The sequence below is a fragment of the Flavobacterium frigoris genome, assembly GCF_900111075.1.
Classification (GTDB): domain Bacteria; phylum Bacteroidota; class Bacteroidia; order Flavobacteriales; family Flavobacteriaceae; genus Flavobacterium; species Flavobacterium frigoris.
On sequence record NZ_FOFZ01000001.1, the window covers coordinates 533,003 to 559,476 of the forward strand.

Consider the following 26,474-nt stretch of genomic DNA (forward strand, 5'->3'; position numbering starts at 1 on the left):
GCAAATATAGTGATATTCTTTTTTTTTGAAATAGTGTCGCTTAGTTTTTATAAATTTAGTTTATCAAAGGAAATCTTGGCGGCTTCATAACCAATTTTAAAAATAGCGTCCATTTTTGCTTTATTCATCTCAAAAGTGCTGTAAATACTGAGTTCTTTAGGTTCAATCACCCATTCACAGATATTAAATTTTTGTGTATTTGTATTAGCAGAAAGAATATCAAAAGCTCTGGTGGTCACTGCTCTGATAGAATTTAAATCTTTCGCTTCTATTTTTTGTATCGGACTGACATATACACCTATTATATTTTCACATTGACCTTGTAATATATCTGTTGGGAAATGATTTAAAATCCCACCATCACTATACAAATCTCCGTTAATTTCAAAAGGCGATATAATTCCAGGAAAAGCAGAAGATGCTAAAAGGGCGTCACTAATTTTTGTTTCCGACTCAAATATTTTCAACCTTCCTCTAACCATATCGGTTGCTGTTATTTGTGTAGGAATTTTTAGTTCGCCCAGGACTGCATTGTCGAAGATGGCGTGAAAATATTCTTTAAAGGATTCAGAATCTATCAAGCCCGCTTTTTTAAAAGTGAAATGCCTCCATTGAAATAGATAAACCGATTTAAAAAAATCTAAAATCTCATCAGGAGTCTTTCCCCAAGCATATAGTGCACCTACAATTGCACCTGCGCTTGTGCCGGCGATCCTGGTGGGACGGATGTTTTGCTCTTCTAAAAATTTAATCGCACCCGCATGAGCAATACCTTTAGAACCTCCACCTGAAAGAACAAGCCCAATTGATTTTGAATTGAAATCCATTTCCTTTTTTTATTTGTTCTAAAATTACTGTTTTGCTTCTTTTTAAGTGACTTTTGTCATGTTAAAAATTATTAAATTGTTTTAACTTTACATAAATAAAGAGAAAACATGAGAAAATCGATTGCTAAAGCATTATTCAACAGTCATTCCTATTCCGAATATAGAAAATTAGTTTCAGATTTACTAAAGGATGATAAATCTACTGGCAATGAACAGTCAGCTGCTTTAACTAATTACAGTCATTTAAATGAGACGCGTATGAATCGTTTAGATAAAACCTTAAAGATACCGCAAGCGAATGTGGAGAAATTGGAATCCTTAAAAAACGATTACATTTGGTTGGTTATTTCTGAAGGCTGGTGCGGTGATGCAGCGCAACTACTTCCTGTATTTGATAAAATGGTCGCTGCCTCTGATGGAAAAATAGAGATGAAAATTGTTTTGCGTGATGAAAATGAGGAGTTGATGAATTTGTTTTTAACGAATAAAGGCAAAGCGATCCCGAAACTTATCGTGATTAATAGAGAAACAGGTGGTGGATTGGCTCATTGGGGACCTCGACCTAAAGGAGCCACTGATTTAATTGCGAACTATAAAAAAGAACACGGTGTTATTGATGAAACGGCAAAAGCAGATTTACAATTGTGGTACTTCCACGATAAAGGATTGTCTACTCAAGAAGAAATTATTTGGATGATGCTTGATTTAGACAAGGAAGAAGAATAACTCTATTTAGAAGCTGATTAAGGAAATCCCTAAACTTATATTTCCTGAGTCTCTTTGATTGTTGATTGGAATAGTATAATGATTGAGTTCGATAAAAATTAAAATATCATCATCATTTTGTATCCCGATACTGATTTTTTTGTAATCGCCACTTAAGTTGCCGCGACCTAATGCAATTGCTTTTCCAAGGCCTAGCTGGAGTGTAATTCTGATTTCGTCACTTATACTTGGACTAAATCTTAAATTAGCAAAAACAGGCGTAACCACTAATTTGTTTGACCAATCCCAGATTAATCCGCTATGAATTCCTAATCCAACCCATTTTTTATAGCGTAGACCATAGCCTAATTTTGTTCCAATACCGTCGGGAAGGAACCAAGATTCTTTTGTATTGGTATAAGGATCAACTTCTCCTCTTTTAGGGTTTCCGGTTAAGGCTAATGTGACGTCAAATTGAGTATAAGTGATTTTCTTGTCTTGAGCAAAAAGACTTCCGCAAAAAAATAGTGCGAATAATATCGTTTTTAGACGTTTCAAAAAAGGGTTATTTTGATTCTAAATTATCTTCGAATACAACGACATCCACAGCATCTTTTACATCATAATCTCCAATTTTTGTACGGCGTAAGGCGGTCAAATGGGATCCTGAATTCATTGCCTTTCCAAAATCAAAAGCTAAAGAACGGATGTAAGTCCCTTTGCTGCAAACCACTCTGAAATCAATTTCAGGAAGTGCAATTCTGGTGATTTCAAATTCGTGAATCGTAGTTTTTCGAGATGCAATTTCTACTGCGTTGCCTGCACGAGCATGCTCATATAGTCTAACGCCTTCTTTTTTTATCGCGGAATAAATAGGGGGAATTTGGTCTATTTCTCCTAAAAACTGCTTTACCGTTTCATGAATTAAAGCCTCGTTTATATGTGAAGTAGGGAATGTTTTGTCTATTTCAGTTTCTAAATCGTAGGACGGAGTTGTGGCTCCAATAAAAAAAGTACCAGTATATTCTTTGGCTTGACCTTGAAGTTCTGTAATTCGTTTAGTGAATTTTCCGGTGCAAACTAAAAGCAAACCTGTAGCTAGCGGATCTAAAGTTCCTGCATGACCAATTTTAAATTTTTTAGGAAGTCCCAGTTTATTAATCAGCGCATATTTTAATTTATTTACCGCCTGAAAGGAAGTCCAATTCAAAGGCTTGTCAATCAATAAAATTTGTCCGTTTAAGTAGTCTTCGTCTGTCATTAAATGATAGTCAGGGGATGAATGAAAAAATGAATAATCAGTAAAATGATTCCAGCAGCAATTCGGTAATATCCAAAAACTTTAAAACCTTTTTTACTTAAAAATTCGATAAAACTTTTAATAGCTAAAAGCGCCACGATAAAAGCGATGATATTGCCAATAATCAATAAATTGATTTGATCATGAGTTAAGACAAAACCATCTTTGTAATAGTCATAACATTTTTTTGCTGTCGCACCAAACATAGTAGGAACAGCAAGAAAGAATGAAAACTCAGCGGCCGATGTGCGGGCTAGTTTTTGGGACATTCCACCCACAATGCTTGCACCACTTCTAGAAACTCCGGGAACCATTGCTAAACATTGGTATAACCCAATTTTAAATGCTTTTAGGTAGGTGACTTTCGTGCCCTCTGAATGATTAAACCAATCATCTACTTTTAGTAAAACAATACCACCAAGTAAAAGAGAAACGGCAACCGTGACAGGGCTTTCTAATAATTCATCGATCATGTCGCTGAATAATAATCCTAGAACTACAGCAGGAATAAAAGCAACAAACAATTTAAAATAGAAGTCCCAAGTTTGAAAAAAGCGTTTAAAATACAAAACAACAACGGAGAGAATAGCTCCCAATTGAATTACAATGGTAAAAAGTTTTGTAAAATCATCACTTGCAATCCCAAAAAAGGAAGAAGCGATAATCATATGTCCAGTAGAAGAAACGGGTAAAAACTCAGTAATCCCTTCGATAATAGCAAGGATAATCGCTTGTAATGTATTCATTTATGCTTTCTTTGGATTTTTCAATATGGCGTACACTGTAATTCCAAAACCGATTAAAACGGTTGTTGGAGCGAGACGAATTCTTCTAAAATTAAAAATAGCATCGCTATATACATTAGGGTCATCACTTCCTCCGCCAGACATTAGAATGAATCCGAGAGCAATTACTGCTATACCAATTAGTAAAATGGTATAGTTTATTTTTCCAAAAAGAAAATCTTGTTTTGTGTCTTTATCTTTCATTTATGCTTTTTTACTTTTTAAATTCTGAAATCCTAAATCTTAGATTAATATAGATCGTCTGTTCTCAAATTCAAGAATTTCTGCGTCGCAAAATGAGTACTTAACCAAGTAATCAAAACACCAATCCCTAATACGGACAATAATACACCCGCGATAAGAACTTTGTTGTCAAGAATTCCTAAATCAGGGAAGCTAGTTTCGACATAAATTAATACGCCAATCAAAGCAATAATGGCTAAAGTAGCGCCTAGCATTCCTAGTTTGATACTACGTATGACAAACGGTTTTCTGATAAATGATTTTGTTGCTCCCACCATTTGCATGGTTTTAATGATAAATCGGTTCGAGTGAATCGATAGTCGCAACGAACTGTTAATTAATAAAACAGCAATAAAAGTAAGGAATCCGCTGATTATTAAAATCCACATACTCACTTTCTTGATATTATCGTTCACTAAATTCACTAATTGTTTATCATAAACAATATCGGAGATCATAGGATTTAGTCGCAATTTTTTCTCGACTTTAGCAATGGAATCCTTTTCAACGTAATCTGCTTTTAGGTGAATGTCGAATGAGTTTTGCAATGGGTTTTCGCCCAAAAATGTCATAAAATCTTCACCTATTATATCGGTATGTTGTTTTGCAGCCTGTTCTTTAGTCACATAAACTGTAGATTTTGCGTACGGAGCAACTTTTAACTCCTTCGAAAAGGCTTTTAAAATACTGTCATTAGCTTCATTTTTGAAAAATACCGTCATGGCAATTTTTTCTTTAAAGTCGTCAGCTAGTTTTTTAGAATTTATAATAAAAAGGCCTAATATTCCCAATAGGAATAGTACTAAGAATACACTTAGAACAACCGAGAAATAAGAGGAAATTAACCTGCGTTTTTGAAACCTATCAAATGAAGAACTCATAGTTTACTTTAATTATGGGGTAAAAATAATAAAGAATTTCTTTATATGAAGTTAATAACGTCCAAAGTTTCAATTTTCGTACAATAAACGTAAATTTGCAACTTTATAATTCAGGAGTGAAAGTCTAAGAAACTTTGTCACTTTGTAACTTTGTCACCTAAAATGAAATACAATCCGAACGAGATAGAAGCCAAATGGCAAAAATATTGGGCAGAAAATCAAACTTTTGCTGCTGTAAACAACTCTGAGAAACCAAAGCATTATGTGTTAGACATGTTTCCTTATCCATCAGGAGCAGGGCTGCACGTAGGACATCCTCTGGGATATATAGCTTCAGATGTGTATGCGAGGTATAAAAGACATCAAGGTTTTAATGTTTTACACCCAATGGGTTATGACAGTTTTGGGTTGCCGGCTGAACAATATGCGATTCAAACAGGGCAACGTCCGGAAGATACCACTTCAGTAAATATTGATGGTGGTTATGATAAAGAAGGAAATAAAATTGCTGGATATAGAAAACAACTCGACAAAATTGGGTTTTCATTCGATTGGAGTAGGGAAGTGCGTACCTCTAATCCAGATTATTACAAACATACCCAATGGATTTTCATCCAATTATTTAATTCTTGGTACAACAAAGACAACGATAAGGCGGAAGATATTTCAACTTTGGCGGCTATTTTTGAAAAAGAAGGAAATGCTACAGTTAATGCGGTTTGTGATGATAGTATCGAATCTTTTTCGTCAAGCGAATGGAATGCTTTCGACAAAGAACAACAGGAAAAAATCCTTTTGCAATACCGATTAACGTATTTGGCAGAGACTGAAGTCAACTGGTGTCCTGGATTAGGGACGGTTTTGGCAAACGACGAAATCGTAAATGGTGTTTCGGAACGTGGTGGATTCACCGTGGTCCGTAAAAAAATGACACAATGGAGCATGCGTATCTCCGCTTATGCGGAACGTTTGTTGCAAGGACTAAATGATATTGACTGGAGCGAAAGCATCAAAGAAAGTCAGAGAAATTGGATTGGGAAATCAGTTGGCGCTACAGTCGAATTTAATATTCAGAATTCAGATGCGAAAATTGCAGTTTTCACTACACGTCCTGATACTATTTTTGGAGTTACGTTTATGACCTTGGCACCAGAACATGAATTAGTTGCCCAAATTACGACTCCAGAACAAAAAGAAGCGATTAGCAATTATATAGAAAAAACGGCAAAGCGTTCTGAAAGAGAGCGTATGGCTGATGTAAAAACCATTTCAGGAGTATTTACAGGAGCGTACGCAGAGCATCCTTTTACAAAAGAACCTATTCCAGTTTGGATAGGAGATTATGTTTTGGCAGGTTATGGAACTGGAGCTGTTATGGCCGTTCCTTGCGGAGATGAAAGAGATTATGCTTTTGCTAATTTCTTCAAAGGACAAAGCGGAATGCCAGCAATCAAAAATATTTTTGATAAAGACATTTCAGAAGCTGCTTTTGGATCTAAAGAAGGTTTCAAATTAGTAGATTCTGATTTCTTAAACGAACTGGGATATAAAGAAGGAACTTACAAAGCAATTGAAGCCTTAGAAAAAATAAATCAAGGAAAAGGAAAAACAAATTACCGTTTGCGTGATGCTGTTTTCTCTCGCCAAAGATATTGGGGAGAACCGTTTCCTGTTTATTATGTAAATGGCTTGCCGCAAATGATCGATTCGAAATATTTACCAATTGTACTACCAGAAGTAGAAAAGTATTTACCTACAGAAGATGGTTTGCCACCTTTAGGAAATGCTGAAGTTTGGGCTTGGGACACGACTAAAAATGAAGTGGTTAATACTGATTTGGTAGATCATTTGACTGTATTTCCTTTAGAATTGAATACGATGCCAGGTTGGGCAGGAAGTTCCTTTTATTGGATGCGTTATATGGATCCAAAGAATGAAAACGAATTTGCAAGCAAGGAAGCTTTGGCCTATTGGGAAAGTGTCGATTTGTACATTGGTGGTAACGAACATGCGACCGGTCACTTGTTGTACTCGCGTTTTTGGAATAAATTCTTAAAAGACAAAGGTTTTGCACCCACAGAAGAACCTTTCAAGAAATTGATCAATCAAGGAATGATCTTGGGGACTAGTGCTTTTGTTCAAGGTGTTTGGGCTGAAATTAGCTATCGTGATTCTGTCGAAGTAATGTTTGGACATGAAGAATCGATTGCATTTGATAAGCCGCGTCCTTTCTTCATAGGTGTTTCGAAAAATGTATTTGATTCAGAGCAATTTAGATCTGACCAAGAAGGATTAATTGATAACAGTATTTTACGTGACTTGATAAGTGAAAAGTTTCCAAAATTAAAATTTATTAATTCTGATGAAAATTTATTAAGTGAGTGCTATGACTACAGATGTTCAAAAGTCAAACCTCGCACATATGTAGGCTTTGTAAATTCTTCTGATGAATTGGATCTTGAAGTTTTTAAAAAATGGCGAGAGGAATATAAAACGGCAGAGTTTATTACAGAAAAAGATGGTAAATTTATAGTTGGTCGTGAAGTAGAAAAAATGTCAAAGTCGTATTACAACGTAGTCACTCCAGATGATATTTGTAATGAATACGGAGCAGATACTTTACGTTTATACGAAATGTTCTTAGGGCCATTAGAACAAGCGAAACCTTGGAACACTGCGGGGATTTCGGGAGTTTTCGGTTTCTTAAAAAAACTATGTCGTTTGTATTTTGACGAACACAATTTGATTGTTACTGATGAAGTGCCAACAAAAGACAACTTAAAAACATTACACAAAACCATTAAAAAAGTGGCTGATGATATTGAGAATTTCTCTTTCAATACTTCGGTTTCACAATTTATGATTTGTGTAAATGAATTATCTACTCAGGGTTGTCATTCTCGTGCTATTCTGCAACCATTGGCAATCGTGATTTCACCTTATGCTCCGCACATCGCCGAAGAGTTGTGGTCGTTATTAGGGAAATCAGGGTCTATTGCAACGGTGCCTTTTCCTGTTTTCGAACCAAAACACTTGGTAGAAAGTAGTAAAGAATATCCGGTTTCTTTTAACGGAAAAATGCGTTTCACGATCGAATTGCCTTTGGATTTAACCAAAGATCAAATCGAGGAAATCATTATGAAAGACGAAAGAACGATAAAACAACTAGAAGGTAGAACACCAAATAAAGTGATTATTGTACCTGGTAAGATCATTAATTTGGTTGGCTAAGCGTATTAGCACCATTTTTTAAAATTCTAAATCCCAATTGTAATTCATTATGATTGGGATTTTTTTTAATTTTTAAACACAAAGATTCATAGGGAAGTAGATTGCAAGAAGTCATTTTATTCTTCATAGAAAATTATAGAGGCACGTTAAAAAGCGAGCTTTATAGAAGAAGGTAAAGAATGTTGAATCCTATAATTCTATATGTTTCAGTTTTTTTTTCCTAAATGTTGTTTGTGTTGGAATTTGGAATTTTTCTATTTGGGATTTGATTTCTATGATGCCAAATTGACATTCTTAAAATTTGGTGTAGAATTTGCATTGTAAGTTGTAACTTTAAACAAGAAGCAAACAAAAAACAAAATATATGGGAATGAGTTATTTAATTCTTGCAGGTGCAATTATGCTGGCAAGCTGGGCAGTAAGTGCAAGACTGAAAAGCAAATTTGAACATTATTCTAAAATGCAGCTGCAAAACGGAATGAGCGGTGCTGAAATTGCTGAGAAGATGCTGGCTGATAATGGGATTCGCGATGTGCGAGTGATTTCGGTAGCTGGGCAATTGACAGATCATTACAATCCAGTTAATAAAACGGTGAATCTAAGCGAGGCAGTGTACAATCAGCGCAATGCGGCTGCGGCAGCTGTAGCAGCGCACGAGTGTGGTCATGCGGTGCAACATGCCGTGGGCTATCAATGGTTAACCATGCGTTCTAAGTTAGTTCCTTTTGTAAATGTGGCATCGTCGTACATGCAATGGATTTTGATAGGTGGAATTTTATTGATGAATAGTTTTCCGCAGTTATTGCTTTTTGGAATTGTGCTTTTTGCGGCAACCACTATTTTTTCAATAGTAACTTTACCGGTGGAGTATGATGCTAGTCATCGTGCGTTGGCTTGGTTAGAGAATAAAAGAATGCTTACGCAACAAGAGCATGATGGAGCCAAAGATGCTTTGAAATGGGCTGCCAGAACTTATGTAGTGGCCGCGTTGGGATCTATTGCTACTTTATTATATTACGTTTCCATTTATATGGGAGGTGGTAGTCGAAGAGACTAAAAAAATGAATATTCTAAATTCCAAATTTCAATGCATTACGATTGGAATTTGGAATTTCCTTTCTTTAGCTTTTTACAGTTGAATTTGTCTATCAATTTGTTGGTCCAAAGAAATGAACGTTTCTGTTCTAGAAACGCCTTCTATTGTTTGAATTTTGGTATTTAGTAAATTCATTAAATGTTGGTTGTCTCTACAGATAATTTTAATTAAGATAGACCAGTTTCCGGTGGTGTAATGGCACTCTAGTACTTCTGGGATTTTCTTTAGTTCTTTAACAGCTTCAAGGTTTCGCGCTGCTTTGTCTAGATATACTCCAACAAAAGCCATGGTATTGTAACCAAGAACTTTATGGTTTACTACAAATTTTGATCCTGAGATTACACCAGATTGCTCTAGCTTTCTCAACCGCTGATGAATCGCAGCTCCTGAAATTCCAATTTTGTTTGCGATTTGAAGGATTGGTTTTCGGGCGTCTTCCATCAGGAATCTTAAAATTTCTTTATCGATTCCATCTATTTCTACTATCATGGAGTTTATTTTCATAGCTTTTATTTTAGAACTAAAACTAGGGTACTTAGTTGTAATTGAAAACCAAAATTAAACAAAAACAACTAATTAAAGCGTGTTTGAGCTTTATTTAGAGGTGTTTTTAATTAATACCAGTACTAGTTGTAAAACAGTCCAATTGTCAGTTCGAGCGGAGTCGAGAACCATTATTGCATCTCGACTTCGCTCGATGTGACAAAAATTAGTTTGGACTATGTTGTACTTGTTTTTGGTGTAAATTGGAGATCAAGAGTAAGCTTGTGTCGAAGAAGAAGAGTTCGTTTTAGGTGGGAATTGAGCATAAAAAAAACCATCTGTTATCCAGATGGTTTTTTTAGTTTTTATTTAAGATCGAGGTCGGGCATTATTTTCCCTTATTCGCTTCAGTGATATATTTTTCTAAGGCCATTGTCATCGAAGGCGTATTTGGTGATGGAGCCAAAATATCAACTCTTAAACCATTGTCTAACGCTTCTTTTTGAGTAGTACTTCCAAAAACAGCTATTCTAGTATCATTTTGTTTAAAGTCCGGAAAGTTTTTAAATAAAGATTTAATTCCAGTTGGACTAAAAAACGCCAATACATCATAGTATACATCTGCTAGATCCGAAAGATCGCTCATCACTGTTTTGTAAAAAATACCTGGAGTCCAGTCTACTTTTAATCCATTAAGCGTGATTGTTGCATCAGCATTTAATTGATCTGAGGCTGGTAAAAGAAATTTCTCGTCTTTGTATTTTTTTATCAATGGAGATAAATCTGCAAAATCCTTAGGGCCAACGTAAATTTTACGTTTTCTATAAACAACATATTTTTGCAAATAAAAGGCTACTGCTTCAGATTGGCAGAAGTATTTCAATCCTTCGGGTACTTTGAAACGCATTTCATCAGCTACTCTAAAGAAATGATCTACTGCGTTTCGACTAGTTAAAATAATTGCTGTATAATTATTAAGATCGATCTTTTGCAGTCTAATCTCTTTGGCATTAACTCCTTCTATATGGATAAAAGGTCTGAAATCAATTTTAACTTTATGCTTCTGTTGGAGTTCAAAGTAAGGAGAATTCTCTACTTTAGGCTCGGGCTGTGACACCAAAATTGTTTTCACTTTCATATTTTAACATTTTCTAAGCGCCTCCTTTTTTAAACATAAATAGCATGAAAAAATAAGGGGCTATTTCGAGAGCGCAAAGATATAAAATAAAATAAAACATCTTACTGAATATTAAATTTTGATATTTTTTTATTGAAAGCAAATATGCAAAAACATTGATTATCAATACTATAGATATAATTATTAATAAAATATTTCTTGATATTGTATCGTAATAAAACAATATCGTGTTGATAGGTAAGATAAATAGACCAATATACGTTCTGTAAGTAACCTTTTGAAGATTAAATTGGTCAACAAACTCTTCAATATTAAATGCAGTAGCGATAATTTTTTCGACCAGAAATTTAGATAAAATGAAAAATATCAAAAACGTAATAATTTGAATGTAAAGGATCCAGTCTGTCTTTGAGCCATATCCAAAAAAGCTTAGGGAAAGCTGGATGAAAAAGGCAAAGGAAATTACTTGCACAAGAAAAAGCGAAATGGTAAAACTGCCTTTTAGATGGCTTCCATCGCGATATACATTAGAATATTTATCTGAAAAGATCAAATTCATAAAATCGCTAAATCTATTTTCATAAACTGATTTAGTAATTGCGATAATAGCAAATGCCAAGACAAATAAAATGGTCGCCCAATCTTTGCTTTCTGTTATTCTTGGATGAAGTAGGTGTTCAATCATAGCGCTGCAAAATTACTAATTTTTTATATCAATCTTTTTATTATAATTTTATTATGAATCAAATGCCATAAAAACGTTACTTTTGCGTTGAAATTACTAGAAATATGAACGACTGTATTGTTATAATTCCTACCTATAACGAAATTGAAAATATTGAAAGCATAATCAGGTCGGTGCTTTCTCAACACAAACCTTTTGACATTCTTATTGTTGACGATAATTCTCCGGATAAGACCGCAGATAAAGTCAGATTGCTTCAAACAGAATTTGCGGATCGTCTATTCTTAGAGAATAGAAGAACGAAAGCGGGACTAGGAACAGCATATGTACACGGGTTTAGATGGGCATTAGAAAAAAAATACAGTTTTATTTTTGAAATGGATGCTGATTTTTCTCATAATCCGAATGACTTAGAAAAATTATACAACGCCTGTCATTTTGGGAATGCTGATTTAGCAATTGGTTCACGATATGTTACAGGAGTAAATGTAGTCAATTGGCCATTAAACAGGGTATTGATGTCTTATTTTGCATCGGTATATGTTCAAATTATTACTGGGATGAAGATCCATGATGCTACAGCAGGCTACGTCTGTTATAAAAGAGAGGTTCTTGAAGGAATCGACCTCAATAGAATAAAATTTGTTGGTTATGCGTTTCAGATTGAAATGAAATACAGGACTTTTTGTAAAAAATTCAATATTGTCGAAGTGCCAATCATTTTTACGGACAGAACAAAAGGGGTGTCAAAAATGAGTAATTCAATAATTGTTGAAGCTGTTTTTGGAGTAATTTCTCTACGATTAAAAAAATTAGTTAATAGTTTATAAGCAAATATACAATGAAATGTATTTTAATTAAGAATGCCAAGATAGTAAATGAGGGAGTGATTTTTGAGGGTGATGTTTTGATTGAGAATGATATTATTGTTGAAATTGCAGAAAGCATTAGTGCTAAATCATCAGACTGTCAAATTATTGATGCTGAAGGCAATTACCTTATTCCGGGAGCAATTGATGATCAAGTGCATTTTAGGGAGCCGGGCTTAACCTATAAAGGGGATATAGAATCAGAGTCTAGAGCTGCCGTTGCAGGTGGGATTACAACTTATATTGAGCAACCCAACACAATTCCTAACGCGGTTACTCAAGAAATATTAGAACAAAAATACGAGCTTGCTGCCGAAAAATCGTATGCGAACTATTCGTTTATGATGGGAGCGACAAATGACAACTTGGAAGAAGTCTTGAAAACAAACCCAAGAAATGTTGCTGGTATAAAAATATTTTTAGGGTCTTCAACGGGTAATATGTTAGTTGATAATGAAGATACTCTGGAAAAAATATTTTCCAGTACACCGATGCTTATTGCCGTTCATTGTGAAGATGAAGAGACAATAAGAAATAATACAGAGAAATATAAAGCAGAATATGGCGAGGATGTACCTGTTACTATGCATCACCTGATTCGTAGTGAAGAGGCTTGTTATATCTCTTCTTCTAAAGCGGTTGCCTTGGCTAAAAAAACAGGAGCTCGTTTGCATGTTTTTCATCTTTCTACTGCCAAAGAAATGGATTTGTTTACGAACAAAATTCCATTGGAAGAAAAGAAAATTACAGCCGAAGTTTGTATTCATCATTTATGGTTTACTAATGAGGATTACGCGACAAAAGGAAATCTGATTAAATGGAACCCTGCAGTTAAGACAGCCAATGATCGTAAAGTACTTTGGGAGGCTTTATTGGATGACAGAATCGATGTGATCGCAACAGACCATGCACCACATACATTAGAAGAAAAACAACAACCGTATCTAAAAGCTCCTTCAGGAGGTCCGTTAGTGCAACATGCGGTCGTGGCAATGTTTGAGGCTCATCATCAAGGGAAAATTAGCATTGAGAAAATTGTGGAGAAAATGTGTCACAATCCTGCTAAATTATTCAAAATAGAAAATCGTGGTTTCATAAAAGAAGGCTATTATGCCGATTTAGTTATCGTAAATCCAGGTTTACCTTGGAGCGTAAAGAAAGAGAATATATTTGCTAAATGCGGATGGTCGCCATTTGAAGGATTCACGTTCAAATCGAGAATTACACACACTTTTGTAAATGGCCAATTAGTCTATAATGCTTTTAAAGTAAAAAATATTCGTGCAGGAAAAAGACTCTTGTTTGATCGCTAATAGATAAAATAGATGATAAAGAAACTGTTACTTTTGACCATTTTACTTGGTTTTATTAGCTGTAAAGAAGATGCGGTAAATAAGCCCGACAATCTTATACCAAAAGATAAGATGATAGATGTAATATATGATTTGTCGATTTTGGATGCTGTAAAATATCAAATACCAACATCAGCAGTGACTTATGAAATTAGTCCTTCTAAGTACATTTATAAAAAGTTTAAAATTGATAGTATACAATTTGCGCAAAGCAATATTTATTACGCTTCTAATTATATTGATTACAAAGAAATGTATGATGAGGTTATCAAACGTATTGAATCTAAGAAAGTAGTCATGGATTCAGTAGTAAAAAGGCAAGAGAAAAAAGAAGCAAAGGCAAAAGCTGATTCCATAAAACGAATCAAGCCTAGCTCGATAAAAAAAGATTCTATAGTACTAAAAAAGGGAGGTATTGTCAGAAAAATGAGAAGAAATGCTTTGCAAAGTAAATAAAGTAATGAATTTATAAGTTTGAAATTTCCTTAATATACTGGTGGACGTCTGTGAAATTAGTTTTTAATGTCATTTTAATCTTTTCATTGGAGTATTCATGTATAGAATAGGATGCTTTAGCGGTAGTTTGAGTTAATTTTCTTTTTTTATTGAAAACATTTGCTAAAATCCAATCTAGTCTCCAGCCCATTTCTATTAAATACGGTTTCATTTGACGGGAAGGTCTTTTTACCTTCAATGCGTCAGCAATAGTGTTTATTATATCTTGAAAGGATATGTTTTCTGCAATCAGGATAAAACGTTCGTTCCTGATTTCGCTTTTCATCAATTGAGCAGTCATTCTTACCACATCACTTACCGCCACAAATCCGGTTACTCCAAGCGTATAATAACGTAATCCCTTTGCAACTGCCTTAAAAAGTAGGCCACTTCCTTGTTCTTGAAAACCGGGGCCAATAATAATTCCAGGATTTACAATTATAACATCTAAGCCTTCTTGCTGGCCTCGCCAGATTTCCATTTCAGCGCCATATTTAGAAATAGCGTAATCGCTGTGTGGTTTTTCTGGATTCCATTCTGTTTCTTCCGTAATAATCGTTGCGGTGCTTGCTAGGTCACCTAATGCCGCCGTCGAGCTGATGTAACATAATTTTTTAATTCCTTTGGCAAGGCAAAAATTTACAATGTTTGCCGTCCCTTCAATATTGGTTTTGCGTAGTACGTCTTCGTCTTTTGGATCAAATGAAATTAAGGCAGCACAATGGTAGACATAATCAATTCCTATAAAGGCATGCTCTAATGTTGTGATGTCAATAATGTCTCCCTCTACCCATTCTATGGCGTTAAATAAACCTGATTTGTTATAAAGTTGGAATAGGGATTTCGTTTTTTTGATCGTCTCCGAATTCCGATAAATAGCCCGTATTTTTGCAGCTCCGATATTTTCGGATTCTATTAAATACAGCAATAAATGCGCTCCCACTAAACCAGTTCCTCCTGTTACTAAAATCATTTTGTAAAGATAATTAGATTGTTGGATTTTTAGACCGATTGATTTTCAAATTATCCAATTAAAACTATCTTTGTGGAAATTGATTTTTAGAAAATGAAAAATATTATTTCCGAATTACAGTGGCGCGGATTGGTTCACGACATTATGCCAGGAACCGAAGAACAACTTTTAAAAGAAATGACCACTACTTATATAGGGTTTGATCCTACCTCTGATTCTTTGCATATTGGGAGTTTAGTTCCTATCGTCCTTTTGGTACACTTAAAAAACTTTGGGCATAGACCCATTGCTTTGGTAGGTGGTGCGACAGGAATGATTGGTGACCCCTCTGGAAAGTCAGATGAAAGAAACCTTCTCGATGAAGCGACTTTAAATCATAATGTAGAAGGAATAAAAGGGGTATTGTCTCGTTTCTTAGATTTTAATTCAGATGCTGTAAATGCACCAGTTTTAGTGAATAATTACGACTGGATGAAAGAGTTGTCTTTCGTCAACTTTGCTCGTGATGTGGGTAAACGTATCACCGTAAATTATATGATGGCTAAGGATTCTGTAAAGAAAAGATTAGCAGGTGAAGGAGAAGGAATGTCGTTTACAGAGTTTACATACCAATTAATTCAAGGATACGATTTTTATCATTTACATAAAGAATACAACTGTTTGTTGCAAATGGGTGGTTCAGACCAATGGGGAAATATCACTACTGGAACTGAATTAGTGCGTCGTATGAATATAGGGGAAGAGGCAAAAGCGTACGCAATGACTTGTCCCTTGATTACAAAAGCGGATGGTTCTAAATTTGGTAAATCCGAAGGTGGGAATGTTTGGTTAACTGCTGATAAAACATCTGTGTACAAGTTTTACCAGTTTTGGTTAAATACGACCGATGTTGATGCGGAAAAGTACATCAAGATTTTTACTTTTTTAGATAAAGATACAATTGAAGCTTTAATCGAAGAACATAAAACAGCACCACATTTAAGAGTGTTGCAACGCAAATTAGCAGAAGAGTTAACAGTTTTTGTTCATTCGAAAGAAGAATTAGAAAAAGCGATCAAGGCTTCTAACATCCTTTTTGGAAATGCTACAGCCGATGATTTGAAAGAACTAGATGAAGCGACTTTCTTAGAAGTATTTGATGGTGTTCCTCAAGCGGAAATTCCTAGAGCAGAAATGGAATCTGGAATTGAGGTTATTGTCCTTTTGAATGAAAAAACAGGATTTTTTAAGTCAAATGGAGAAGCCAGACGTGCGCTTACAGCAAATTCTATTTCGATTAATAAAGAAAAGGTAAGTGAAGATTTTGTTCTTTCTTCTAAAGATTTAATCAACGATCAATTTGTATTATTGCAAAGTGGGAAGAAGAATTATTTTGTGGTAAGAATAGTTTAATTATAAATCTGGTTAACTGTTTAATAAATAACCGAATTTATTTTTTAAAGCACCATAAGGTTGCAGCCTCGGATATCAGAATTATCAAAACGTCCCAATACCTCGAAAGAGTTGTTGGGATTTTTTTTGCCCAAGTCCTGCGTGGCGATAAAAGAACAGGAATTAATGTTAGCTAAGTCAATTACGTTGATTCCACCTGTTTTTCCTTGCGGAATATAGGTCAGCGCATCTTCAGTATCACGAATGAGGATTTGTATCCAAGCAGGGCACTCAAACACACCTTCTCCTAAGGAATAGGCTTGAGAAAGTAATTCTGTCATTCCATATTCAGAATGAATCGCTGTCACGCCAAAGCCTCGACAAAGCTGCTGATGCAGTTCTTCCCTAATCATTTCTTTTCGTCTGCCTTTCATACCGCCTGTTTCCATTATGATGGTGTTTTGCAATTGAAATTGATGTTTTTCAATTAGATCCAATAAAGCAAAAGTGACTCCGATAAGAATAACATTTTGGCCAGACTGGTCTAATGCAGTTAATTTCTTTATTAGTTCATCATGATTGTGCAAATAAAAACCACTTTCGTCATGATTGGATAGCGCGATTAGATCTTCGACCATATAAATCAAGGAGGATCCTTCTCTTTCCAGATAAGAAGGTAGTAAGGCTAAAACCACATAGTCTTCGATGTTTCCGTAAAACTGAGAAAATCCTAAGCGGTAGCTTTCTTCATAAATAGAAGTGTCTGTTACCAGATGTTTGCTCGTTATCGTTCCGGTCGTTCCGCTGCTGGTAAATGTGTTTTGCACTGGGTTAGTATTCGAAACCACCGCATGACTTTTGAAAAACTGAATGGGTAAAAATGGAATTTGTTGCAATGCCTTCACTTTCTGAGGCTCTACTTTCATGAGATCACAAAATTCTCGGTAGACCAAGTTGTTTTCGTGTTGGTAACGAAATACTTTTAAGGCAATTTTTTCAAATTGCTTTTGACTCGAAATGGCAAATATATCAGTAGCTGTAATCAAGAATTTTTTTTACAAAGGTATAAATTTTAATAGCTCTTTTAGCTATTAAAAGACATTCCGATTTGAATTAAAAAAAGCCCCAATTGAAGTTGGAGCTATTTAAGTTATTTTTCGAACGTAATTTTTACCTGATAATAAGTTTTCTGGTAGCCGTTGCGTTTTCTTCATTAATCTTTATAATATAAACACCAGGGGTAAGACTGGAGACATTTAGTTCTTTTGAATTTATTAATGTTTGAAGTACTTTTTTGCCTAAAAGATCAAAAATGATTATTTCTTTATTGGAATCATTTTTTGTAGAAACATACACCTTTCCATTAGTCACAGGGTTCGGATAGAGATTCAAGCCTTCAATTAAGGAGGATTCCTGTAGTTTTGTTTGTTGCTTTGCATCTTGAGCACTAAGGCTCACAGAAAAGAAAAAAACCAATAAGGTTGCAATATAAAAGTAATTTTTTGCCATAGCTTTATTTTGTTTAGTAAATATACAAAAAAAATCAAATACTATACCAAAATAAAAACACCCTTCAAAAGAAAGGTGTTTTACTATTTTATTTGTAATGAAATTATTTAGTCCAATCAGCCCAAGAAGGTAGAGATGCACCAGCACCAGCACCAGTTTGATTTGTTACATAAACTGCAGTAGTATTATTTGCAGTTACAAAATTTGCGCCATTTACTTTGAAATCTCCAGCAGCGATTCTTGCAGTAGCTCCAGTATTTGAATCTAATTTTGCAAAAATTGCAATACCATCAACAAATAGGTTTGTGTACGTTTGTTTTCCACCACCTTCTTTGAAGTTGATTGCTTTCTCAGAAGCTGTAAATTTAGTAGCTGTTCCTTTTACAATAGACATGTTTAAAATCTTCGCATCTGTCATTGGTAAAGCGATATCGTTTTGTCCGTTGTTTGATCCTTCAACACCACCAAATGAAACACCGTTGATGTAAACGTCTGTGATTGTTCCGATGTATCCATCTGCGTAATCTAATGAATCATCATAAGAGTTTACAAGTACTAATTTACTTGCATTTACTGCGCCTCCAAAAAATTCTACAGCATCATCACCACTTTCAAAAGTATATATATTTGATACTTCAGTACCACTACCTACTCCAAAGAATGAAACTCCATTGTATTCTTTACTATCACTAAATTTTGATCCAGTGTAGGATATTTTTAAGTAAGTGATTTTTCCAGATGAATCCGCATTGTTGTTACCTCCGTATAATAATCCACCTACTTCAGATGTACCATTATCACCAGTATTTACTTTAGCATCACCACAGATAATTAATCCTCCCCAGTTACCTTCAGTAGGAGCAGTTTTACCAGAAGTCATCACTACAGGTTTAGTAGCAGTACCATTTACGAAGATTTTTGCGCCTCTCTCGATAGCTATAAATATTGTTTTAGCTTTTTCTGTATCAGCTGTAGGGTCAGATTTTATTGTTGTTCCTGCAGGAATAATCAAAGAAGCGCCTGATCGTACAATCAAACCTCCTGTTAATGTGTACGTTTTTGTAGCATCTAAAGTTACAGTCTCATTGTTTGTTATTTCACCTTTTAAATCATCTACTTTTAAATCAAAAGTGTTAGAAGGAGTTGTTGTTTCTGGGTTATCACTTGTACAGCTTGTAAATGCAATAGTCACGACGGTTAAAATTGCTAAAATTGATTTTTTCATTTTTCTTTAATTTTGTTTATGTTTTTTTAACAGTACAAAGAAACAGTTTTAATGTTTTTTTCAGGTTAAGCCATTATTACTTTGCTGTTAAGAATTTCTATGTGGATTTCGATTTCATTAACATTAAGTTTACACCCGTTATTTACTAACAAAAAGAGGTAGCTGATGATAATCAACTACCTCTTTTTAATGTTATATAAATTAGGTACTAGAACTTATAATTTAAAGACAAACTTAAGTTAGATCCTATTTTGTATGAGCTCGCTAGTACATCAGTAGTTTTAATTAATGGTGCTTTGCTTTGATCAGTGTATCTTTCATAAACTGGGTTTAATATGTTTTTATAGGATAACCCTATATTTAGTTTTTTAGTTAAACTAGATTTTAGAATAAAGTCTAATCTACTAATTGATTTGTCAATCAAATTTCCTCTTTCTGAAGTTCCTATTACAGCTAGTTTATCAGAAACATAGGCGTAGGTTACTGTTGCAGTAATGTCTTTGTCATTTTTAAATTCTTTTGTAAAAGACATGTCTGCATTTGCTAAAAAGTCAGCAGCTCCTGATAATTTTGAGTTTTTATAAGTAAAATTAGCACCGAACCCATTTTCATTCAAAACTTTGGCGTTACTTAAATCCATGTCCTGATACATGTATGATCCGTTAAACCCGAAAGTTAGTTTCTCTTTTAAATTATTCTCATCACTGAGTTCAAAAATATTTTTTCTAAATTCTAACTCAATTCCAGCGACTACTGCGTTATCACCTGTGTTTGCCCAAGTAATGTTTCCAGAAGAGGAATTGGTAAACATTTCATTGATTGGGTTTTGGATTAATTTTCCGAAAGCAGTTACCGAAAGTATTTCGTCGTTGCTAGGATATAATTCCCAACTTAAATCAGCATTATAGTTTGTTGAAGCGTAAAGTTTATCGTTACCTTCATAACTTTGTCCTACTTCTTGAAAAAGGATTCTTACTTTTTCTTTAAATTGTGGTAAGGTATAAGTATTACTAGCTGCAAATTTTAAGTTTTGCTTATCATTTAATTTGTATTTAGCGATTATGCTAGGTAAAAACTTCACAGGTGCGTAAGTATTGCCAGTTCCGTCTGGTGCATCTAAACTCATGTAATAAACATATTGCTCTATTTGTTCAAATCTACCTCCTAAAATCACGGATAATCTATCGGTAAAATTATATTGTGCATTTCCGTAGATGGCATGGATATTTAAATGTCCATTATATAGCTGAGAAAGTTTACCAGAACTGTCGCCATTAGTAAGATCAAAGTTATTGCTGTTTAAGTATTCATCAGTATTATTAAATTCATCTTTTGAAAAAAGTGTTTTGTTTGTTTCTGGAAAAAATGAATATTGTTGTGAATTGAAATCAACAATTTTCATTTTACCGGAGTAACCAAGAGTAGCTTTACCTTTGAAGATGTCTTCATCTACTTTAGCAAAGTTATACGAGCCTGAAACATTTGCTGACCATTCTTTTTCAGTCAAACCTTGATAGTAACGGTGATTGTTTATACTTGAGTTTTTGAAAAAAGTATAGTCTGTAGATCCATCACTTGACGGAACAAACGTATTTTGCATACGATCTGGAATAGTATTATCTAATATGCTGTATCCAAGACTCCAGTTCGCTGTAATTCTTTCATTATATTTGTGCTTACCTAAAAATTGGTTTACAATTAACTGTGTCTTATCGAAAGTTCCGCGTTTTATAAAACCAATTTGGTCTAATCCTGAAAACTCAATATTGAACCCTTCATACTCACTGTAATCTTGTGAAGTAGAGTTTAAAAATAAAGTAGTAAACAAAATAGAGTTGTTTCTATTGATTTTGTAATCTGCTGTACCCATTACAGTAGAATTGGTATTGAATTGATACGATTTTCTAAATAGATCTGTATTGGCAGCACCTTGTGCAGTAATGGTTGTTCTGTAAATCCCTTCGTTGTATTTGTTTTCGGCATCAAATCCAGCAGTTATAAAAGCGCTAATAGTACTGTTGTCACCTACATTGAATTTTTTTCCTGCGGATAGAGAAATATTATTATTTAACGTATTTTTTCTTTCTTGTCTATCCCAGCTATTACTATAGTTGTATGGTAGCAAAGGATTACTTGGCGCATTTATTTTATTGAAACCAAAATAAGAAGGCCCATCTTGCAAGTAGAAATTATCAAGTTTAGCTACGTTTGTGTTCGTGCCTACACCTACACCAATCTGAATGAATGGAGAACCCGTCATTTTCTTTGATACAATATCCACGTTTGCTCCTCCAAAATCTGCATAATTTTGAGACTCAAATGTTTTGCTAATTCCTACTGATTCAACAATATCTGTTGAAAAAATATCTAAAAGAATATTTTTGTTTTTAGGATTGTTAGATGGTAAAGGCAGGCCATTTAAAGTAGTCACATTATAACGATCTCCTAAACCTCGTACAAAAACACTTCCTGAGCCTTCTTGTGTAGATACACCGCTCACTTTTGTCACGGCAGAAGCCACATCACTAACTCCTTTTCTAGATAGTTCTTGCGAACCGATGCTTTGCTTTATTTCAACAGCATTTTTTTGATCTAATAATAAGGCAGTTTCTTTTTGTTTGTTTACGGTTGTAGTGATAACTACATCATCTAGTTTGTAACTTGATGACCCTAATGCTTTGCTTACTGTTATTGTTTCTCCACTTTTTACTGTAACAGGAACCTCTATTGATTCATATCCGATGAAACTAAACTGTATTACATAATTTCCTGCCGGAACATTAAGGGAGTATTTTCCGTCAATATCTGTAGTTGCGTTTATTGGTGTGCCTTTTAATAAAACGTTAGCAAAAGGTAATGTTTCATTGTTTGAATCCTTATCAGTTAGTACTCCAGAAATAGCACCTTTATTTTGAGCGAAAGCTAGAGTACTGATTAAAAACGTTAAAATGAATAATTTAAGTTTCATAGTTTGTTTAATTTTTTGCAAAGTAAAGGTGTCTTTGTAAAGTTTGTGTTACCGGGGTATTAATATTTTGTTTCGTTAGTATTACCAAATAGTTACGAGATTTAATTACCGTTAATAGCGGTTTTTATAAATTTGTTTATTGCTATGTTTATAGGTGTAAGGTTAAATTTAAGCTCGTCAAAGAGGAGCTTACAATGTTCTGAGCAGTTGATGATTTTTATTAGTATGTTAAAACAAAACAAGCTTCCCAATTGGGAAGCTTGTTTTTAATAGTTAGGTATGTTTTGTCAAATCTTACTTTAAAAGAAATTCTTTAGTAAGATTTCCAATTTAGATTTTAAAAGTTCCTTCTTCGGCTACCCATTTTAGATCACTTCCTACAAACTGCAGGTCTTTTTGATTTAGTATAAAAGTGACTCTTTTACTTTCTCCTGAGTTTAAACTTATTTTTTCAAATCTTTTTAATGCTTTTACTTCTGGTGTAATACTTGCCACTTTGTCTGATAAATAAAGTAATACGGATTCTTTTCCAGTTACTTTTCCTATGTTTTATAGCAACATTTATCGTCACGGAGTCAGTATTACTAATTTCAAATATGTCAATAGTTAGATTGGAATACCCAAAAGTAGTATATGATAAACCTGTTTCAAATTCAAATTGAACAGCATTATTTTGTTCTTAGTCTGCTGATCTCTCAATATATTTTCTACTGAGTTTGTATATCTAGGGTAGTTGTAAGGCAGTCTTTTTACTTGGATTTACGGAACCATGAAGAATATCAGCTAAAATAGGTAAGGTTTTTTAATCGAGTAGTTTTTTCCATGTTTCAATAGTGCTATTTATTTTAGCTCTTTTTATAGCTTGTGGTTTGCCATATATTCTAAATAATAGACAATTTCATCTATCTCTTTATTATTTAGGTTTGCTGGTGTGGGCATTTTCACTCTGTCCCTAAAGGAAGCTGGATTCTTTATAAAGGCCTTTAGTTGGTTTGTATCCCAATACTCGGTTATGCTTTTAGGGTAATTTAATTCTGGCCCCATATTTCCGCCAATTTTATTTATGGCATGACAAGTGACGCAGTTTTTGTTAAATAATTCAAAGCCAACTTGAGCTTTTGTATCGTCTTTTGGGAATAGTAATACTATGTTTTGACTGTTAGGAATGAGGTGTATTTTTATGAGGTTATACGGCCATTTAAGATCAGTATCTTTTGTGGAAACGCCTTGATAAACTAAGTAAAATGGAGCCGCTTTCATTTCGTGCCCGTCTTTAATGATTTTTGACCATAATTCGCCTTTTGGTGCATCCGCGTCCCTGACCGCAAGAAAGGATTTTACGGCAATAAATTTTTCTAAAGACATCATCGGTTTGTAACCGTCTTCGCATTCAAAGATAATTTGGTATTTGTTAGCTTCTAGATTTTTGATCGCAGTATGGGTTTCCAGTAATTTTGATAAAGAAAGTGCTTCGTACCTTTTAGTACTGTGGTATACGGGGTCATCGTACACTGTTATCAAAGTTGTATTTTTTAGGTTGCCCTGCTTTTGCAGCGCCACTAAGTCAATGCTCAATGAGTCATTAGCAAATGTTGTATTCTCGCTTTTTGTAGTAGTCTTAACATCTGTTGTGTTTTGAGTCTTTTTGTGGCAACTCAGAGTGAGAAATAATGCAAAGACCACTATTTTGTATCGAAATTGTCCCATTATTTTTATCATTGTTAATTGGCTATTGCTAATGTACTTAAATAAAAGGAATGTTTTAAAAAAAGTGGTTCTGTTAACTTTTGATGATTTAGATGTGTTTTCTGTTTACAACAAAACAAACTTCCCGGTTGGGAAGCTTGTTTTTATCGTTAGTTATATTTAATGAAAAATTACTGTAACAAAAATTCTTTGGTAAGGTCTGAAATTTGGATTTTAAATGTTCCTTTTTCAGAAATCCATTTCAAGTCATTGTTTACAAACTGCAGGTCTTTTTGATTTAGTATAAATGTAACTATTTTACTGTCTCCTGGTTTTAAACTTATTTTTTCAAATCTTTTTAATGTTTTTACTTCGGGTGTAATACTTGCCACTTTGTCTGATAAATAAAGTAATACGGATTCTTTTCCAGTTAATTTTCCAGTGTTTTTTACTTCAACAGTAATCGTCACGGATTCAGTATTGTTAATTTTAGATTTGTCAATAGTTAGATTTGAATACTCAAAAGTAGTGTAAGATAAACCTGTTCCAAATTCAAACTGAGGAGAATAACTTCTTTGATATTGAGCATCATTATTCTGCTCTTCATCTCCTAAACTCTCCGTGTATTTTCGATTGTATTTTTCTAATGAATTGGGGTATCTAGGGTAGTTGTAAGGCAGTCTTCCGCTTGGATTCACGTCGCCGTAAAGAATATCAGCTAATGCTCTTGCTCCCTCATTACCGGGCAAATAACATTGAATTACAGCACTCATTTTGTCTTCAAAATCACTTATTAGTCTTGGTCTTCCTTCATTTAAAACTAAAATGATCGGTTTGTTTAATTTTGATAAAGCTAAAGCTAGTTTTATTTGTGATGAACTCAGGTATAAATTACTGATGTCTCCTGGCGTTTCGGTATAGTTTTTTTCTCCCAAACATAAGATTATTTTTGAGGCGTCTTTAGCTAGTTCTACTGCTTTTTGAATGGCAGCGTCATCTTCTTTTTCAAGATTAGCACCTTCTGTGTAAAGAGCATTTGCTTTACCTACTTTGTTTTGAATTGCTTCTAGAATAGTAAATTTATCCGCTGCATAGCTATCTGAATTTTCTCCTTGCCAATTGTATGACCATCCTCCATTTAGGTATTTCATGCTATTAGCTGTTGGCCCCGTTACTAGTATTTTTTCACTTTTGTCTAAAGGCAAAATAGCATTTGAATTTTTTAGTAATGTAATGGATTCTGCAGCTGCATTATAGGCAACATCGATGAATTCCTGTGAGCCAAATTTTGGATAGTCTTTCAAATCAGCGATGTTGTTTTGAAATAAATTCACTTCAAATTTCATTTTTAAGATTCTTGAAACGGCATCGTCAATTCGAGACATTGGTACTTCGCCTTTAGTAACCAAATCTAGTAAATCGGTATAAAAAGAATAATCTTCAGGAACCATACTCATATCAATGCCTGCCATTACTGATATTCTTACAGCATCCCTATTGTTTTCGGCAACTTTATGTCTTGTATATAGATATATAATATCTTTCCAATCAGTCACAACAACGCCTTGAAATCCGAGTTCGGTTTTTAGAATATCTGTTATTAAATGTTTGCTGGCATGAACTGGAGTCCCGTTTATTTCTCCAGAACTAATCATTATACTTTTTGCCCCTGCTTGGATTGCTGTTTCGTAAATCGTTAAATCAAACTGTCTTAAAACGCGTTCTGGAATAATACTTGGTGTTCTGTCTTTTCCCGTTGTAGTGCTTCCATAACCTATAAAATGTTTCATGCAAGATGCTACATGATATTTTGAACCAACGTCATTTCCTTCAAAACCTTCGACCATTGCAGCTCCCATTTGTGAAGATAAATAAGCATCTTCACCAAAAGACTCCCACATTCTCGACCAAGCCGGATTTCTGGGCAGATCTAAGTCTGGGGAAAAAACCCATGGAATAGAGGAGGCTCTTGTTTCGTAAGCTGAAATTTCTGATCCTCTTTTTGCTATTGCAGTATTAAAAGTGGCTGCAATTCCTATTTGCTGCGGGAATAATGTTGCGCCTGCTGTGTAGCTTGATCCATGAATCGCATCAATTCCATAAAGTACAGGGATTTTTAATCGCGTTTTATTGGTTTCGTTATTTATTATTGTGATTACTTCTTTCCATCTCTGAATTGTTGGTGCGCCAGGATTAGGGACGTTTAACATGGACCCAATATGATAGTTTTGAATAGCCTCTTTTAATTTGGCCATGTCAAAAACACCTGGCTTTCCTTTCTCTTCAAAATTTGTTACCGTCATTTGTGTCATTTGACCAACTTTCTCTTCAAGCGTCATTTTAGACAGTAATTCCGATACTTTTAGGTTAATCTCTATTTCTTGAACGTTGCTTTCTTGACTCCATAAAAAATTAGATGACAAGAGAATAGTAAATAATAATACAATGTTTTTTTTCATTTTTGGATCGGTGTTTTGGTTGCTTCATTATCATTTAAAAAAAGGTTGTCAAGCATTAGATTTTTAAACAATCGATTTTAAATGTATAATTATTTTTAAACAGAGCAATTTTTAGTACCCTGATTTCATTGATTTTATATAGGTGTAACGTTTTCGTTCCGCTAAAGTGTTCAGAAATTTAACTTCATTTTCG

24 protein-coding genes are annotated in these 26,474 nt (G+C 34.2%); 7 read left to right on the plus strand and 17 right to left on the minus strand.

Going from position 1 to position 26,474, the window contains the following annotated elements; genetic code table 11:
• Positions 1 to 47: 47 nt before the first annotated feature.
• Positions 48 to 827, minus strand: coding sequence for a patatin-like phospholipase family protein (locus BMW63_RS02250; protein WP_074720787.1), 780 nt, complete (start codon positions 825 to 827; stop codon positions 48 to 50).
• Positions 828 to 935: 108 nt separating this feature from the next.
• Here BMW63_RS02250 and BMW63_RS02255 point away from each other — a divergent pair, with 108 nt between their 5' ends.
• The gene (locus BMW63_RS02255) at positions 936 to 1,553 is read left to right on the plus strand and encodes a thioredoxin family protein (protein WP_074720789.1); all 618 of its coding nucleotides are present in this window, start codon (positions 936 to 938) and stop codon (positions 1,551 to 1,553) included.
• Positions 1,554 to 1,559: 6 nt separating this feature from the next.
• Here the strand turns inward: BMW63_RS02255 and BMW63_RS02260 are convergent, their stop codons facing one another.
• Genes BMW63_RS02260 through BMW63_RS02280 form a run of 5 tightly spaced genes read right to left on the minus strand, consistent with a single transcriptional unit; the run spans position 1,560 to position 4,741 of the window.
• The gene (locus tag BMW63_RS02260; RefSeq protein ID WP_074720791.1) at positions 1,560 to 2,090 is read right to left on the minus strand and encodes a hypothetical protein; all 531 of its coding nucleotides are present in this window, start codon (positions 2,088 to 2,090) and stop codon (positions 1,560 to 1,562) included.
• A 7-nt stretch (positions 2,091 to 2,097) separates the two neighbouring features.
• Positions 2,098 to 2,793, minus strand: a complete 696-nt coding sequence (truB, locus tag BMW63_RS02265) for a tRNA pseudouridine(55) synthase TruB (RefSeq protein WP_074720793.1) — start codon at positions 2,791 to 2,793, stop codon at positions 2,098 to 2,100.
• Positions 2,793 to 3,578, minus strand: coding sequence for an undecaprenyl-diphosphate phosphatase (locus BMW63_RS02270; RefSeq protein ID WP_074720795.1), 786 nt, complete (start codon positions 3,576 to 3,578; stop codon positions 2,793 to 2,795). The genes truB and BMW63_RS02270 overlap by 1 nt, the downstream gene beginning before the upstream one ends.
• Entirely contained in the window at positions 3,579 to 3,821 is a 243-nt protein-coding gene (locus tag BMW63_RS02275; RefSeq protein ID WP_074720797.1) for a DUF3098 domain-containing protein, read from the minus strand. It lies immediately after the preceding gene.
• Positions 3,822 to 3,865: 44 nt separating this feature from the next.
• Positions 3,866 to 4,741 (minus strand): cell division protein FtsX, encoded by an 876-nt coding sequence (locus tag BMW63_RS02280; protein WP_074720799.1) that lies wholly within the window; start codon positions 4,739 to 4,741, stop codon positions 3,866 to 3,868.
• Positions 4,742 to 4,903: 162 nt separating this feature from the next.
• On the opposite strand from BMW63_RS02280, the gene BMW63_RS02285 reads away from it, so the two are divergent.
• Both BMW63_RS02285 and BMW63_RS02290 read left to right on the plus strand, forming a co-directional pair.
• Positions 4,904 to 7,972, plus strand: a complete 3,069-nt coding sequence (locus BMW63_RS02285) for a leucine--tRNA ligase (RefSeq protein WP_074720801.1) — start codon at positions 4,904 to 4,906, stop codon at positions 7,970 to 7,972.
• A gap of 364 nt (positions 7,973 to 8,336) precedes the next feature.
• A complete protein-coding gene (locus BMW63_RS02290; protein ID WP_139174182.1) occupies positions 8,337 to 9,029 on the plus strand; it encodes a zinc metallopeptidase in 693 nt (230 codons plus the stop codon).
• Between the two features lie 72 nt (positions 9,030 to 9,101).
• Here the strand turns inward: BMW63_RS02290 and BMW63_RS02295 are convergent, their stop codons facing one another.
• The 3 genes from BMW63_RS02295 to BMW63_RS02305 form a co-directional block, all read right to left on the minus strand.
• Positions 9,102 to 9,572 carry an Lrp/AsnC family transcriptional regulator gene (locus BMW63_RS02295; protein WP_074720803.1) on the minus strand — a complete coding sequence of 157 codons (471 nt, stop codon included), beginning with the start codon at positions 9,570 to 9,572 and terminating at the stop codon, positions 9,102 to 9,104.
• A gap of 367 nt (positions 9,573 to 9,939) precedes the next feature.
• The gene (locus tag BMW63_RS02300) at positions 9,940 to 10,689 is read right to left on the minus strand and encodes a uroporphyrinogen-III synthase (RefSeq protein WP_074720805.1); all 750 of its coding nucleotides are present in this window, start codon (positions 10,687 to 10,689) and stop codon (positions 9,940 to 9,942) included.
• A gap of 13 nt (positions 10,690 to 10,702) precedes the next feature.
• On the minus strand, positions 10,703 to 11,374 hold the full coding sequence (locus BMW63_RS02305; RefSeq protein WP_074720807.1) for a DUF4271 domain-containing protein: 672 nt from the start codon (positions 11,372 to 11,374) through the stop codon (positions 10,703 to 10,705).
• A gap of 104 nt (positions 11,375 to 11,478) precedes the next feature.
• Here BMW63_RS02305 and BMW63_RS02310 point away from each other — a divergent pair, with 104 nt between their 5' ends.
• From BMW63_RS02310 to BMW63_RS02320, 3 genes are read left to right on the plus strand one after another with little or no spacing between them, the layout of a single operon-like run.
• Positions 11,479 to 12,204: a polyprenol monophosphomannose synthase gene (locus tag BMW63_RS02310; protein WP_074720809.1), complete on the plus strand. Its 726-nt coding sequence runs from the start codon at positions 11,479 to 11,481 to the stop codon at positions 12,202 to 12,204.
• A gap of 11 nt (positions 12,205 to 12,215) precedes the next feature.
• Positions 12,216 to 13,556, plus strand: coding sequence for a dihydroorotase (locus BMW63_RS02315; RefSeq protein WP_074720811.1), 1,341 nt, complete (start codon positions 12,216 to 12,218; stop codon positions 13,554 to 13,556).
• A gap of 12 nt (positions 13,557 to 13,568) precedes the next feature.
• On the plus strand, positions 13,569 to 14,051 hold the full coding sequence (locus tag BMW63_RS02320) for a DUF4296 domain-containing protein (protein ID WP_074720813.1): 483 nt from the start codon (positions 13,569 to 13,571) through the stop codon (positions 14,049 to 14,051).
• 10 nt (positions 14,052 to 14,061) lie between these two features.
• Here the strand turns inward: BMW63_RS02320 and BMW63_RS02325 are convergent, their stop codons facing one another.
• Complete coding sequence (locus BMW63_RS02325) at positions 14,062 to 15,063, minus strand: NAD-dependent epimerase/dehydratase family protein (RefSeq protein ID WP_074720815.1); 1,002 nt, start codon at positions 15,061 to 15,063, stop codon at positions 14,062 to 14,064.
• Between the two features lie 93 nt (positions 15,064 to 15,156).
• On the opposite strand from BMW63_RS02325, the gene tyrS reads away from it, so the two are divergent.
• Complete coding sequence (tyrS, locus tag BMW63_RS02330; protein WP_074720817.1) at positions 15,157 to 16,455, plus strand: tyrosine--tRNA ligase; 1,299 nt, start codon at positions 15,157 to 15,159, stop codon at positions 16,453 to 16,455.
• 44 nt (positions 16,456 to 16,499) lie between these two features.
• On the opposite strand, the gene BMW63_RS02335 is transcribed toward tyrS, so the two are convergent.
• From BMW63_RS02335 to BMW63_RS02365, 7 genes are all read right to left on the minus strand, one after another.
• The gene (locus tag BMW63_RS02335; RefSeq protein ID WP_074720819.1) at positions 16,500 to 17,480 is read right to left on the minus strand and encodes a LuxE/PaaK family acyltransferase; all 981 of its coding nucleotides are present in this window, start codon (positions 17,478 to 17,480) and stop codon (positions 16,500 to 16,502) included.
• Between the two features lie 124 nt (positions 17,481 to 17,604).
• A complete protein-coding gene (locus tag BMW63_RS02340) occupies positions 17,605 to 17,943 on the minus strand; it encodes a T9SS type A sorting domain-containing protein (RefSeq protein WP_074720821.1) in 339 nt (112 codons plus the stop codon).
• Positions 17,944 to 18,046: 103 nt separating this feature from the next.
• Complete coding sequence (locus BMW63_RS02345; RefSeq protein WP_074720823.1) at positions 18,047 to 19,168, minus strand: hypothetical protein; 1,122 nt, start codon at positions 19,166 to 19,168, stop codon at positions 18,047 to 18,049.
• Positions 19,169 to 19,376: 208 nt separating this feature from the next.
• Entirely contained in the window at positions 19,377 to 22,136 is a 2,760-nt protein-coding gene (locus BMW63_RS02350) for a TonB-dependent receptor (RefSeq protein WP_074720825.1), read from the minus strand.
• 330 nt (positions 22,137 to 22,466) lie between these two features.
• On the minus strand, positions 22,467 to 22,631 hold the full coding sequence (locus BMW63_RS18315; RefSeq protein WP_245744839.1) for a fibronectin type III-like domain-contianing protein: 165 nt from the start codon (positions 22,629 to 22,631) through the stop codon (positions 22,467 to 22,469).
• Positions 22,632 to 22,991: 360 nt separating this feature from the next.
• On the minus strand, positions 22,992 to 23,855 hold the full coding sequence (locus BMW63_RS02360; RefSeq protein ID WP_245744841.1) for a c-type cytochrome: 864 nt from the start codon (positions 23,853 to 23,855) through the stop codon (positions 22,992 to 22,994).
• 158 nt (positions 23,856 to 24,013) lie between these two features.
• On the minus strand, positions 24,014 to 26,281 hold the full coding sequence (locus BMW63_RS02365; protein WP_074720827.1) for a glycoside hydrolase family 3 N-terminal domain-containing protein: 2,268 nt from the start codon (positions 26,279 to 26,281) through the stop codon (positions 24,014 to 24,016).
• Positions 26,282 to 26,474 lie beyond the last annotated feature (193 nt).

Excerpts from the sequence above, each read along its gene's own strand:
- BMW63_RS02250 (WP_074720787.1), bottom strand. The coding sequence starts at position 827 with ATGGATTTCAATTCAAAATCAATTGGGCTTGTTCTTTCAGGTGGAGGT.
- BMW63_RS02255 (WP_074720789.1), top strand. The coding sequence starts at position 936 with ATGAGAAAATCGATTGCTAAAGCATTATTCAACAGTCATTCCTATTCC.
- truB (WP_074720793.1), bottom strand. The coding sequence starts at position 2,793 with ATGACAGACGAAGACTACTTAAACGGACAAATTTTATTGATTGACAAG.
- BMW63_RS02270 (WP_074720795.1), bottom strand. The coding sequence starts at position 3,578 with ATGAATACATTACAAGCGATTATCCTTGCTATTATCGAAGGGATTACT.
- BMW63_RS02275 (WP_074720797.1), bottom strand. The coding sequence starts at position 3,821 with ATGAAAGATAAAGACACAAAACAAGATTTTCTTTTTGGAAAAATAAAC.
- BMW63_RS02280 (WP_074720799.1), bottom strand. The coding sequence starts at position 4,741 with ATGAGTTCTTCATTTGATAGGTTTCAAAAACGCAGGTTAATTTCCTCT.
- BMW63_RS02285 (WP_074720801.1), top strand. The coding sequence starts at position 4,904 with ATGAAATACAATCCGAACGAGATAGAAGCCAAATGGCAAAAATATTGG.
- BMW63_RS02290 (WP_139174182.1), top strand. The coding sequence starts at position 8,337 with ATGGGAATGAGTTATTTAATTCTTGCAGGTGCAATTATGCTGGCAAGC.
- BMW63_RS02295 (WP_074720803.1), bottom strand. The coding sequence starts at position 9,572 with ATGAAAATAAACTCCATGATAGTAGAAATAGATGGAATCGATAAAGAA.
- BMW63_RS02300 (WP_074720805.1), bottom strand. The coding sequence starts at position 10,689 with ATGAAAGTGAAAACAATTTTGGTGTCACAGCCCGAGCCTAAAGTAGAG.
- BMW63_RS02305 (WP_074720807.1), bottom strand. The coding sequence starts at position 11,374 with ATGATTGAACACCTACTTCATCCAAGAATAACAGAAAGCAAAGATTGG.
- BMW63_RS02310 (WP_074720809.1), top strand. The coding sequence starts at position 11,479 with ATGAACGACTGTATTGTTATAATTCCTACCTATAACGAAATTGAAAAT.
- BMW63_RS02315 (WP_074720811.1), top strand. The coding sequence starts at position 12,216 with ATGAAATGTATTTTAATTAAGAATGCCAAGATAGTAAATGAGGGAGTG.
- BMW63_RS02320 (WP_074720813.1), top strand. The coding sequence starts at position 13,569 with ATGATAAAGAAACTGTTACTTTTGACCATTTTACTTGGTTTTATTAGC.
- BMW63_RS02325 (WP_074720815.1), bottom strand. The coding sequence starts at position 15,063 with ATGATTTTAGTAACAGGAGGAACTGGTTTAGTGGGAGCGCATTTATTG.
- tyrS (WP_074720817.1), top strand. The coding sequence starts at position 15,157 with ATGAAAAATATTATTTCCGAATTACAGTGGCGCGGATTGGTTCACGAC.
- BMW63_RS02340 (WP_074720821.1), bottom strand. The coding sequence starts at position 17,943 with ATGGCAAAAAATTACTTTTATATTGCAACCTTATTGGTTTTTTTCTTT.
- BMW63_RS02345 (WP_074720823.1), bottom strand. The coding sequence starts at position 19,168 with ATGAAAAAATCAATTTTAGCAATTTTAACCGTCGTGACTATTGCATTT.
- BMW63_RS02350 (WP_074720825.1), bottom strand. The coding sequence starts at position 22,136 with ATGAAACTTAAATTATTCATTTTAACGTTTTTAATCAGTACTCTAGCT.
- BMW63_RS02360 (WP_245744841.1), bottom strand. The coding sequence starts at position 23,855 with ATGATAAAAATAATGGGACAATTTCGATACAAAATAGTGGTCTTTGCA.
- BMW63_RS02365 (WP_074720827.1), bottom strand. The coding sequence starts at position 26,281 with ATGAAAAAAAACATTGTATTATTATTTACTATTCTCTTGTCATCTAAT.